Origin of the sequence: Escherichia sp. KTE96, from assembly GCF_000408525.1 — a bacterium.
Classification (GTDB): domain Bacteria; phylum Pseudomonadota; class Gammaproteobacteria; order Enterobacterales; family Enterobacteriaceae; genus Escherichia; species Escherichia marmotae.
Map to the genome: position 1 here is coordinate 164,487 of NZ_KE137146.1, position 12,277 is coordinate 176,763.

At 54.4% G+C, this 12,277-nt stretch carries 8 protein-coding genes; 7 read left to right on the forward strand and 1 reads right to left on the reverse strand.

Features of this window, described 5'->3' with window-relative positions; all coding sequences use genetic code 11:
* Positions 1-141 precede the first annotated feature (141 nt).
* On the reverse strand, positions 142-198 hold the full coding sequence (locus tag A1WG_RS24445; RefSeq protein WP_106907789.1) for a type I toxin-antitoxin system Ibs family toxin: 57 nt from the start codon (positions 196-198) through the stop codon (positions 142-144).
* A gap of 279 nt (positions 199-477) precedes the next feature.
* Here A1WG_RS24445 and mdtA point away from each other — a divergent pair, with 279 nt between their 5' ends.
* The 7 genes from mdtA to A1WG_RS20335 all read left to right on the forward strand — a co-directional run bounded on the left by mdtA (position 478) and on the right by A1WG_RS20335 (position 12,000).
* Positions 478-1,725 (forward strand): multidrug efflux RND transporter subunit MdtA, encoded by a 1,248-nt coding sequence (gene mdtA / locus A1WG_RS20365; protein ID WP_000679018.1) that lies wholly within the window; start codon positions 478-480, stop codon positions 1,723-1,725.
* Complete coding sequence (gene mdtB, locus A1WG_RS20360) at positions 1,725-4,847, forward strand: multidrug efflux RND transporter permease subunit MdtB (RefSeq protein WP_001516645.1); 3,123 nt, start codon at positions 1,725-1,727, stop codon at positions 4,845-4,847. Before mdtA ends, mdtB begins: the two co-directional genes overlap by 1 nt.
* Entirely contained in the window at positions 4,848-7,925 is a 3,078-nt protein-coding gene (gene mdtC / locus A1WG_RS20355; protein ID WP_000667491.1) for a multidrug efflux RND transporter permease subunit MdtC, read from the forward strand.
* Positions 7,926-9,341: an MFS transporter gene (locus tag A1WG_RS20350; RefSeq protein ID WP_000130868.1), complete on the forward strand. Its 1,416-nt coding sequence runs from the start codon at positions 7,926-7,928 to the stop codon at positions 9,339-9,341. It begins immediately after the preceding gene.
* A complete protein-coding gene (gene baeS, locus A1WG_RS20345; RefSeq protein ID WP_000675181.1) occupies positions 9,338-10,741 on the forward strand; it encodes an envelope stress sensor histidine kinase BaeS in 1,404 nt (467 codons plus the stop codon). Before A1WG_RS20350 ends, baeS begins: the two co-directional genes overlap by 4 nt.
* A complete protein-coding gene (gene baeR / locus A1WG_RS20340) occupies positions 10,738-11,460 on the forward strand; it encodes an envelope stress response regulator BaeR (RefSeq protein WP_000137876.1) in 723 nt (240 codons plus the stop codon). The genes baeS and baeR overlap by 4 nt, the downstream gene beginning before the upstream one ends.
* Before the next feature lie 207 nt (positions 11,461-11,667).
* Complete coding sequence (locus A1WG_RS20335; RefSeq protein WP_001516646.1) at positions 11,668-12,000, forward strand: YegP family protein; 333 nt, start codon at positions 11,668-11,670, stop codon at positions 11,998-12,000.
* Positions 12,001-12,277 lie beyond the last annotated feature (277 nt).

The following is a 12,277-nucleotide window of genomic DNA, read 5'->3' on the forward strand; positions in this document are numbered from 1 at the left end:
AACTTTCAGAATTCAGTCCAACTGCGTAGATAATTTTGCTATTCGCCTCGCAAGAACGAGGTCTTATAGATTGACAGTAAGGGGGGAGTGACATACTTTCAGGAGTGAGGGTTGAGCGGGGTTTCCCCCGCCCTGGTAGTCTTAGTAAGCCGGTAAGCTAATGACTAAGAGCACCACGATGATGATCCATTTCATCATGACCCTTTCCTTCTTTAAGGTCCCTTCTTCGGGAGGGGCTTTCCCGTTTCAGCATCCCGCTGAAATCGTCGGCTTACCTCCTTATCGCCATGCACGTAGTCTATCGCTAACCTGCAGATAAAATAGTTTCACATGTTATTACTGGATGCGCGCTCGCAAAGTGCACAACCATTCAGACGATTCGCGAAACTGTTTCATAATTCCTCCATTTTTCTCCCTGATTAGCTGGCTACACTAGTATCATTCCGCGAAACGTTTCAGGAAGAGAAACTCTTAACGATGAAAGGCAGTTATAAATCCCGTTGGGTAATCGTAATCGTGGTGGTTATCGCCGCCATCGCCGCATTCTGGTTCTGGCAAGGCCGCAATGAATCCCAGAGCGCAGCGCCAGGTGCGACGAAGCAAGCGCAGCAGCCGCCAGCCGGTGGCCGTCGTGGTATGCGCTCCGGACCGCTGGCTCCCGTGCAGGCAGCAACTGCCGTTGAACAGGCAGTTCCGCGTTATCTCACCGGGCTTGGCACCATTACCGCTGCAAACACCGTCACAGTGCGCAGTCGCGTTGACGGCCAGTTGATGGCGTTGCATTTTCAGGAAGGTCAGCAGGTAAAAGCGGGGGATTTACTGGCTGAGATTGATCCCAGCCAGTTCAAAGTTGCACTGGCCCAGGCACAAGGACAACTGGCAAAAGATAAAGCCACACTTGCCAATGCCCGCCGTGATTTGGCGCGTTATCAACAACTGGCAAAAACCAACCTCGTTTCCCGTCAGGAACTGGATGCCCAACAGGCACTGGTCAGTGAAACCGAAGGCACCATTAAGGCGGATGAAGCCAGCGTTGCCAGCGCACAACTGCAACTCGACTGGAGTCGCATCACCGCACCAGTCGATGGTCGGGTTGGCCTGAAACAGGTTGATGTCGGTAACCAAATCTCCAGCGGCGATACCACTGGCATTGTGGTGATCACCCAGACGCATCCTATCGATCTGGTATTTACTCTACCGGAAAGCGATATCGCCACCGTTGTGCAGGCACAAAAATCCGGAAAACCGCTGGTTGTTGAAGCCTGGGATCGCACCAACTCGAAGAAATTAAGTGAAGGTACGCTGTTAAGTCTCGATAACCAAATCGACGCCACCACTGGCACCATCAAAGTAAAAGCACGCTTTAATAATCAGGATGATGCGCTGTTCCCCAACCAGTTTGTTAACGCCCGCATGTTAGTGGACACTGAACAAAACGCCGTGGTGATCCCAACCGCTGCACTGCAAATGGGTAACGAAGGTCACTTTGTCTGGGTGCTGAATAGCGAAAACAAAGTCAGCAAGCATCTGGTGACACCGGGCATTCAGGACAGCCAGAAAGTGGTGATCCGCGCAGGTATTTCCGCAGGCGATCGGGTAGTGACGGACGGCATTGACCGCCTGACCGAAGGGGCGAAAGTGGAAGTGGTTGAAGCGCAAGGCACAAGCACACCAGAAGAGAAAGCCACCAGCCGCGAATATGCGAAAAAAGGAGCGCGCTCCTGATGCAGGTGTTACCTCCGAGCAGCACAGGCGGCCCGTCGCGCCTGTTTATTATGCGTCCTGTCGCCACCACGCTGCTGATGGTAGCGATCTTACTCGCCGGGATTATTGGCTACCGCACCCTGCCCGTTTCGGCGTTGCCGGAAGTGGATTATCCGACGATTCAGGTGGTTACGCTTTACCCCGGTGCCAGCCCGGATGTGATGACCTCTGCCGTTACCGCGCCACTTGAACGCCAGTTCGGGCAAATGTCCGGACTGAAACAGATGTCGTCGCAAAGTTCCGGCGGCGCGTCGGTCATCACTTTACAGTTCCAGCTAACATTACCGCTGGACGTTGCCGAGCAGGAAGTGCAGGCCGCAATTAACGCCGCCACTAACCTGTTACCAGGCGATCTGCCTAACCCACCGGTTTACAGCAAAGTGAATCCGGCAGATCCGCCGATCATGACGCTTGCCGTTACCTCAACCGCCATGCCGATGACGCAGGTGGAAGATATGGTAGAAACCCGCGTGGCGCAGAAAATCTCGCAGATTTCCGGCGTCGGGCTGGTAACGCTTTCCGGCGGTCAGCGTCCGGCCGTTCGCGTCAAACTTAACGCTCAGGCGATTGCCGCCCTCGGCCTGACCAGCGAAACTGTACGCACAGCTATTACCGGCGCGAACGTTAACTCAGCTAAAGGTAGCCTCGACGGCCCCTCCCGCGCAGTCACGCTTTCCGCAAACGATCAAATGCAGTCTGCGGAAGAGTACCGTCAGTTAATTATCGCGTACCAGAACGGCGCGCCGATTCGTCTTGGCGATGTCGCTACCGTAGAACAAGGGGCGGAAAACACCTGGCTTGGTGCGTGGGCGAATAAAGAACAAGCCATCGTCATGAATGTTCAGCGCCAGCCTGGCGCTAACATTATCTCCACCGCTGACAGCATTCGTCAGATGCTGCCGCAGCTCACTGAGAGTCTGCCGAAATCGGTAAAAGTGACGGTGCTTTCTGACCGCACCACCAATATCCGCGCATCGGTCGACGATACCCAGTTTGAGCTGATGATGGCTATCGCGCTGGTGGTGATGATTATCTACCTGTTTCTACGAAATATTCCGGCAACCATCATTCCTGGCGTCGCGGTGCCGCTGTCGTTAATCGGCACCTTCGCGGTCATGGTATTTCTCGATTTCTCGATCAATAACCTGACCCTGATGGCGTTAACCATCGCCACCGGGTTTGTGGTCGATGATGCCATCGTGGTGATCGAAAACATTTCGCGCTATATCGAAAAAGGTGAAAAACCGCTGGCAGCGGCGCTCAAGGGTGCAGGCGAAATCGGCTTTACCATTATCTCGCTGACCTTCTCGCTGATTGCAGTGCTGATCCCATTGCTGTTTATGGGCGATATCGTCGGGCGACTGTTCCGCGAATTTGCCATTACTCTGGCAGTAGCGATTTTGATCTCAGCCGTCGTGTCGCTGACCCTGACGCCGATGATGTGCGCGCGGATGCTTAGCCAGGAGTCGCTGCGTAAACAGAACCGCTTCTCCCGCGCCTCGGAAAAAATGTTCGAGCGGATAATCGCCGCCTATGGTCGCGGACTTACGAAAGTGCTGAATCATCCGTGGCTGACCTTAAGCGTGGCGCTCAGTACGCTGCTGCTTAGCGTGCTGCTGTGGGTATTTATTCCAAAAGGCTTCTTTCCGGTGCAAGACAACGGCATTATTCAGGGCACCTTGCAGGCACCGCAATCCAGCTCCTTTGCCAATATGGCCCAGCGGCAACGCCAGGTCGCGGAGGTGATTTTGCAAGACCCGGCAGTGCAAAGCCTGACCTCATTTGTGGGCGTTGATGGCACTAACCCGTCGCTGAACAGTGCGCGTTTGCAGATCAATCTGAAACCGCTGGATGAGCGTGATGATCGGGTACAAAAAGTTATCGCCCGTTTGCAAACGGCGGTAGATAAAGTGCCGGGCGTCGATCTCTTCCTGCAGCCAACGCAGGATCTGACCATCGATACTCAGGTCAGCCGCACGCAGTACCAGTTTACATTGCAGGCCACGTCTTTGGATGCGCTCAGTACCTGGGTGCCGCAGCTAATGGAAAAACTCCAGCAACTGCCGCAGCTTTCTGATGTCTCCAGCGACTGGCAGGACAAAGGACTGGTGGCGTATGTTAACGTTGATCGCGACAGCGCCAGCCGTCTGGGGATCAGCATGGCGGATGTTGATAACGCCCTGTACAACGCCTTTGGTCAGCGGCTAATTTCGACGATTTATACTCAGGCCAACCAGTATCGCGTGGTGCTGGAGCACAACACTGAAAACACACCAGGGCTGGCGGCGCTGGATACCATTCGCCTGACCAGCAGCGACGGCGGCGTAGTGCCACTCAGCTCGATAGCTAAAATTGAGCAGCGTTTTGCGCCGCTCTCCATCAACCATCTGGATCAGTTCCCGGTAACGACCATCTCCTTTAACGTGCCGGATAACTATTCACTGGGCGATGCGGTGCAGGCGATTATGGATACCGAGAAGACGCTAAATCTGCCAGTGGATATCACCACGCAATTCCAGGGTAGTACCCTCGCCTTCCAGTCGGCATTGGGTAGCACTGTCTGGCTGATTGTCGCGGCAGTGGTGGCGATGTATATCGTGCTCGGTATTCTGTACGAAAGCTTTATTCACCCGATCACTATTCTCTCGACGTTGCCAACGGCAGGTGTCGGCGCATTGCTGGCGTTGCTGATTGCCGGTAGTGAGCTGGATGTGATCGCCATTATCGGCATTATTTTGCTGATCGGTATTGTGAAGAAAAACGCCATCATGATGATCGACTTCGCGCTGGCCGCTGAGCGCGAGCAAGGCATGTCACCGCGAGATGCCATCTACCAGGCCTGCCTGCTGCGTTTTCGTCCGATCCTGATGACCACGCTGGCAGCGCTGCTCGGTGCATTGCCGCTGATGTTGAGTACCGGAGTCGGCGCGGAACTGCGTCGTCCGTTAGGTATCGGCATGGTCGGCGGTCTGGTTGTCAGTCAGGTGCTGACGCTGTTCACCACGCCGGTGATTTATCTGCTGTTCGACCGCCTGGCATTGTGGACCAAAAGCCGCTTTGCCCGCCATGAAGAGGAGGCGTAAGTGAAGTTTTTTGCCCTCTTCATTTACCGCCCGGTGGCGACGATTTTACTGTCGGTTGCCATTACCCTTTGCGGCATACTGGGCTTCCGTATGCTGCCGGTCGCCCCGCTGCCGCAGGTCGATTTTCCGGTAATTATGGTCAGCGCCTCGCTGCCCGGTGCGTCGCCAGAGACGATGGCGTCTTCCGTTGCCACACCGCTGGAACGCTCGCTTGGACGCATTGCCGGAGTCAGTGAAATGACCTCCAGCAGTTCGCTCGGCAGCACGCGTATCATTTTGCAGTTTGATTTTGACCGGGATATCAACGGCGCGGCGCGCGATGTACAGGCGGCGATCAACGCCGCCCAAAGTCTGCTGCCCAGTGGGATGCCAAGCCGTCCGACTTATCGCAAAGCGAACCCGTCGGATGCACCAATTATGATCCTGACGCTGACGTCCGATACTTATTCGCAGGGGGAACTGTACGATTTTGCCTCGACGCAACTGGCTCCGACAATTGCACAAATCGACGGCGTCGGTGATGTCGATGTCGGCGGCAGCTCGCTGCCTGCGGTGCGCGTCGGGCTGAATCCACAGGCGCTGTTTAATCAGGGCGTGTCGCTGGACGATGTGCGCACCGCCATCAGCAATGCCAACGTGCGTAAACCGCAGGGGGCGCTGGAAGATGACACTCACCGCTGGCAGATCCAGACCAACGATGAGCTGAAAACTGCCGCCGAATACCAGCCGTTGATTATTCATTACAACAACGGCGGCGCGGTTCGTCTGGGTGATGTGGCAACGGTAACCGACTCAGTACAGGATGTGCGCAACGCCGGGATGACCAACGCCAAACCGGCTATTTTGTTGATGATCCGCAAACTGCCGGAAGCCAATATCATCCAGACGGTAGACAGCATCCGGGCGAAATTACCGGAGTTACAGGAGACAATCCCGGCGGCGATTGATCTGCAAATAGCTCAGGATCGCTCCCCCACCATTCGCGCCTCGCTGGAAGAAGTCGAGCAGACGCTGATTATTTCGGTGGCGCTGGTGATTTTAGTGGTCTTTTTGTTCCTGCGTTCAGGTCGGGCGACGATCATTCCTGCGGTTGCAGTGCCGGTTTCGCTGATTGGCACCTTTGCAGCGATGTATCTTTGCGGTTTCAGTCTCAATAACCTGTCGCTGATGGCACTCACCATCGCTACTGGCTTTGTAGTCGATGACGCCATCGTGGTGCTGGAAAACATTGCCCGTCATCTGGAAGCGGGAATGAAACCGCTACAGGCCGCACTGCAAGGCACCCGCGAAGTCGGTTTTACAGTTCTGTCGATGAGCCTGTCACTGGTAGCTGTGTTCCTGCCGCTGTTGTTGATGGGCGGCTTGCCGGGGCGCTTGTTACGCGAGTTTGCCGTGACGCTTTCGGTGGCGATAGGTATTTCACTGCTGGTTTCCCTGACGCTGACGCCGATGATGTGCGGCTGGATGCTGAAAGCCAGCAAGCCGCGTGAGCAAACACGGTTACGCGGTTTTGGCCGGATGCTGGTTGCACTGCAACAAGGCTACGGCAAGTCGCTGAAATGGGTTCTCAATCACACCCGTCTGGTAGGCGTAGTGCTGCTTGGCACCATTGCGCTGAATATCTGGCTGTATATCTCGATCCCGAAAACTTTCTTCCCGGAGCAGGACACCGGCGTACTGATGGGCGGGATACAGGCCGATCAGAGCATTTCGTTTCAGGCGATGCGCGGTAAGTTGCAGGACTTCATGAAAATTATCCGTGATGACCCGGCGGTGGATAATGTCACTGGCTTTACCGGTGGCTCGCGAGTTAACAGCGGAATGATGTTTATCACGCTGAAACCGCGCGATGAACGCAGCGAAACCGCCCAGCAAATTATCGACCGTCTGCGCGTGAAGCTGGCGAAAGAGCCAGGGGCGAATCTGTTCCTGATGGCGGTACAGGATATTCGCGTTGGCGGACGTCAGTCGAACGCCAGCTACCAGTACACGTTATTGTCTGACGATCTGGCAGCACTGCGCGAATGGGAGCCGAAAATCCGCAAAAAACTGGCGACGTTGCCGGAACTGGCGGACGTTAACTCTGACCAGCAAGACAACGGCGCGGAGATGAACCTGGTTTACGACCGCGACACGATGGCGCGATTGGGAATCGACGTGCAGGCCGCTAACAGCCTGCTGAATAACGCCTTCGGTCAGCGGCAAATCTCGACCATTTACCAGCCAATGAACCAGTATAAAGTGGTGATGGAAGTTGATCCGCGCTATACCCAGGACATCAGCGCGCTGGAAAAAATGTTCGTCATTAATAACGAAGGCAAAGCGATCCCGCTGTCATATTTCGCTAAATGGCAACCGGCGAATGCGCCGCTGTCAGTGAATCATCAGGGACTGTCCGCAGCCTCAACCATCTCGTTCAACCTGCCGACCGGGAAATCACTCTCGGACGCCAGTGCGGCAATCGACCGCGCAATGACGCAGCTTGGCGTACCTTCCACGGTGCGCGGCAGTTTTGCCGGAACGGCGCAAGTGTTCCAGGAGACGATGAATTCGCAGGTGATCCTGATTATCGCGGCCATCGCCACGGTGTATATCGTGCTGGGGATGTTGTACGAGAGTTACGTGCATCCGCTGACCATTCTCTCCACCCTGCCCTCGGCGGGCGTTGGAGCGCTACTGGCGCTGGAGCTGTTTAATGCTCCGTTCAGCCTGGTCGCCCTGATAGGGATTATGCTATTAATCGGCATCGTGAAGAAAAACGCCATCATGATGGTCGATTTTGCGCTTGAAGCCCAACGCCACGCTAATCTGACGCCGCAGGAGGCCATTTTCCAGGCCTGCCTGCTGCGTTTTCGCCCGATAATGATGACGACCCTGGCGGCGCTGTTTGGCGCGCTGCCGCTGGTATTGTCGGGCGGCGATGGCTCGGAACTGCGGCAACCATTGGGGATCACCATTGTCGGCGGCCTGGTGATGAGTCAGCTCCTGACGCTGTATACCACGCCGGTGGTGTATCTCTTTTTCGACCGTCTGCGACTGCGTTTTTCGCGAAAATCTAAAGAAACGGTAACCGAGTAAATGACAGATCTTCCCGACAGCACCCGCTGGCAATTGTGGATTGTGGCTTTCGGCTTCTTTATGCAGTCGCTGGACACCACCATCGTTAACACTGCCCTTCCCTCAATGGCGCAAAGCCTGGGGGAAAGCCCGCTGCATATGCACATGGTCATTGTCTCTTATGTGCTGACCGTGGCGGTGATGCTGCCTGCCAGCGGCTGGCTGGCGGACAAAGTCGGCGTGCGCAATATTTTCTTTACCGCTATTGTCCTGTTTACCCTTGGTTCACTGTTTTGCGCGCTTTCCGGCACCCTTAATGAACTGTTGCTGGCGCGCGCATTGCAGGGCGTGGGCGGTGCGATGATGGTGCCGGTTGGCAGGTTGACGGTGATGAAAATTGTTCCGCGCGAGCAATATATGGCGGCGATGACCTTTGTGACGCTGCCTGGCCAGGTTGGCCCACTGCTTGGCCCGGCGCTGGGCGGACTGCTGGTGGAGTACGCGTCATGGCACTGGATCTTTTTGATCAACATTCCGGTTGGAATTATCGGCGCGATCGCCACACTAATGTTAATGCCGAACTACACCATGCAGACGCGGCGCTTTGATCTCTCCGGCTTTCTGTTGCTGGCGGTTGGCATGGCGGTATTAACGCTGGCGCTGGATGGCAGTAAAGGTACGGGCTTATCGCCGCTGGCGATTGCTGGCCTGGTTGCTGTTGGCGTGGTGGCGCTTATGCTTTATCTCATACATGCCAGAAATAACGCCCGCGCCCTGTTCAGCCTGAAACTGTTCCGCACCCGTACCTTTTCGTTGGGCCTGGCGGGGAGCTTCGCCGGACGTATCGGCAGCGGTATGTTGCCCTTTATGACGCCGGTTTTCTTGCAGATTGGTCTCGGCTTCTCACCCTTTCATGCCGGATTGATGATGATCCCAATGGTGCTCGGCAGCATGGGGATGAAGCGGATAGTCGTGCAGGTAGTGAACCGCTTTGGTTATCGTCGGGTACTGGTGGCGACTACGCTGGGCCTGTCGCTGGTCACACTGCTGTTTATGGCCACCGCGCTGCTTGGCTGGTACTACGTTTTACCATTCGTTCTGTTTTTACAAGGGATGGTCAACTCAACGCGTTTTTCCTCCATGAACACGCTGACACTGAAAGATCTGCCGGACAAACTGGCAAGCAGTGGCAACAGCCTGCTGTCGATGATTATGCAATTGTCGATGAGTATCGGCGTGACCATCGCCGGGCTGTTGCTTGGGCTTTTTGGTTCGCAGCATGTCAGCGTCGACAGCGGTGCCACACAAACCGTCTTTATGTACACCTGGCTAAGCATGGCGTTTCTTATCGCCCTTCCGGCGTTCATCTTTGCCAGAGTTCCGAACGATACACATCAAAATGTGGCTATTTCGCGGCGCAAAAGGAGCACTGAATGAAGTTCTGGCGGCCCGGCATTACCGGCAAACTGTTTCTGGCGATCTTCGCCACCTGCATCGTCTTGCTGATCACGATGCACTGGGCGGTGCGTATCAGTTTTGAGCGCGGCTTTATCGATTACATTAAGCATGGCAATGAGCAACGGCTGCAAATGCTTGGCGACGCACTTGGCGAGCAGTACGCCCAGCATGGCAACTGGCGCTTCCTGCGTAACAACGATCGTTTTGTGTTTCAGATCCTGCGTTCACTTGAACATGATAGCAACGACGATAAGCCCGGCCCCGGTATGCCGCCGCACGGCTGGCGCACCCAATTCTGGGTGGTCGATCAAAATAACAAAGTGCTGGTTGGCCCTCGCTCACCTATTCCACCGGACGGCACACGGCGGCCTATTCTGGTCAATGGTCTGGAAGTCGGCGCGGTGATCGCCTCCCCTGTCGAGCGGCTGACCCGCAATACCGATATCAATTTTGATAAGCAACAACGGCAAACCAGTTGGCTGATTGTGGCTTTATCTACTTTACTGGCAGCGCTGGCGACGTTCCCACTGGCACGCGGCTTGCTGGCACCGGTAAAACGGTTAGTTGACGGCACGCACAAACTGGCAGCAGGTGATTTCACCACTCGCGTGACGCCCACCAGCGAAGACGAACTGGGCAAACTGGCACAGGACTTCAACCAGCTCGCCAGTACGCTGGAGAAAAACCAGCAGATGCGCCGCGATTTTATGGCCGACATTTCTCACGAACTGCGCACGCCTTTAGCGGTACTGCGCGGCGAACTGGAAGCCATCCAGGATGGTGTACGTAAATTCACGCCAGAGACAGTGGCTTCTTTACAGGCGGAGGTCGGAACGTTGACTAAACTGGTCGACGATCTCCATCAGTTGTCGATGTCTGATGAAGGCGCTCTCGCCTACCAGAAAGCAACGGTGGATCTCGTTCCACTACTTGAAGTCGCGGGCGGCGCATTTCGCGAACGTTTCGCCAGTCGTGGGTTGACTCTGCAATTCTCCTTGCCGGACAGCATTACCGTATTTGGCGATCGCGATCGTTTAATGCAGTTGTTTAATAACTTACTGGAAAACAGCCTGCGCTACACCGACAGTGGCGGTGGCCTGCATATTTCCGCCGAACAGCACGACAAAATGGTGCATCTGACCTTTGCCGACAGCGCACCGGGAGTCAGCGACGATCAGTTACAAAAATTGTTTGAGCGTTTTTATCGCACGGAAGGTTCCCGCAACCGTGCCAGCGGCGGCTCCGGGCTGGGGTTGGCAATTTGCCTGAACATTGTTGAAGCACATAATGGTCGCATTGTTGCCGCCCATTCGCCTTTTGGCGGGGTTAGCATTACAGTAGAGTTACCGCTGGAACGGGATTTACAGAGAGAAGTATGACCGAGTTACCTATCGACGAAAACACGCCGCGTATTTTGATCGTGGAAGATGAACCCAAACTGGGGCAGTTGCTCATTGATTATCTGCGTGCCGCAAGCTATGCGCCGACGTTGATTAGCCACGGCGATCAGGTACTGCCGTATGTGCGCCAGACGCCACCGGATCTGATCCTGTTAGATCTGATGCTACCAGGCACCGATGGTCTGACACTGTGTCGGGAGATTCGTCGTTTTTCTGATATTCCCATTGTTATGGTGACAGCGAAAATCGAAGAGATCGACCGCCTGCTGGGGCTGGAAATCGGTGCTGATGATTACATCTGTAAACCGTATAGCCCGCGGGAAGTGGTAGCGCGCGTCAAAACTATATTGCGTCGTTGCAAACCGCAGCGTGAGTTGCAACAGCAGGATGCAGAAAGCCCGTTAATTATCGACGAAGGTCGTTTTCAGGCTTCGTGGCGCGGCAAAATGCTTGATCTGACCCCTGCGGAATTTCGCCTGCTGAAAACGCTCTCCCATGAACCGGGAAAAGTGTTCTCCCGCGAGCAGTTACTCAATCATCTTTATGACGACTACCGCGTAGTGACCGACCGTACCATCGATAGCCACATTAAAAACCTGCGCCGCAAGCTGGAAGCACTGGACGAAGAGCAGTCATTTATCCGCGCCGTTTACGGTGTCGGTTATCGCTGGGAAGCCGACGCCTGCCGCATTGTTTAACGTATCTTTGCCCTCGCGAGGGCTGAATTCCTTGTTTATTAATCCGTCATGCCCCTCTCTGAAAGGAGCTGTCTCTTGATCAGGAGATCTGATCAAGAGACAGCTCCTTTAGGGGGGTATTCCCCTGATTGGCAACCTTATGAATATCACCCATACTTAAATCGTTACATACTGTTTTCAATACGCAATTTCAATCAAGGAGTCATTATGGCTGGTTGGTTTGAACTCAATAAGAGCAGTGATAATCAGTTCCGGTTTGTGTTAAAAGCGGGTAACGGTGAGACTATTCTCACCAGCGAACTGTATACCTCAAAAGCCGCTGCGGAAAAGGGCATTGCCTCTGTGCAAAGCAACAGCCCGCAGGATGAACGCTATGAGAAAAAAACAGCGAGCAACGGCAAATTTTATTTCAATCTGAAAGCCGCTAATCATCAGATAATCGGCTCCAGTCAAATGTACGCCACCGCTCAATCACGCGAAATCGGAATTGCCTCAGTAAAAAACAATGGCGTAAGCCAGACTGTGAAAGATAAGACTTAATTGTTATGCCGGGCGCGGATAACGCGCCCGGCTTTATTTCTAATAAACACTTACTTATTGATGCTAAGGATCAATCCGCGCCATTAAAATAATGGGAGGATAAGTTTCATATCAGGTGAAAGAATTTTTGTTCTTCTTTTTGAACGCCACGTTATTTATTTCCTGCAAGTGCCGAAGAAATTATCGTTATTCGTATCCTTACCAAAACCAGGACGCGACCAGACATTTGCACTGGAGCCAACCCCACCGATTGCGCTACAATGCCCGCCCTTAAAGT

Bases quoted from the DNA above. Each gene is read 5' to 3' on its own strand.
- A1WG_RS20350 (WP_000130868.1), top strand. From the start codon at position 7,926: ATGACAGATCTTCCCGACAGCACCCGCTGGCAATTGTGGATTGTGGCT.
- baeS (WP_000675181.1), top strand. From the start codon at position 9,338: ATGAAGTTCTGGCGGCCCGGCATTACCGGCAAACTGTTTCTGGCGATC.
- A1WG_RS20335 (WP_001516646.1), top strand. From the start codon at position 11,668: ATGGCTGGTTGGTTTGAACTCAATAAGAGCAGTGATAATCAGTTCCGG.
- mdtB (WP_001516645.1), top strand. From the start codon at position 1,725: ATGCAGGTGTTACCTCCGAGCAGCACAGGCGGCCCGTCGCGCCTGTTT.
- mdtA (WP_000679018.1), top strand. From the start codon at position 478: ATGAAAGGCAGTTATAAATCCCGTTGGGTAATCGTAATCGTGGTGGTT.
- baeR (WP_000137876.1), top strand. From the start codon at position 10,738: ATGACCGAGTTACCTATCGACGAAAACACGCCGCGTATTTTGATCGTG.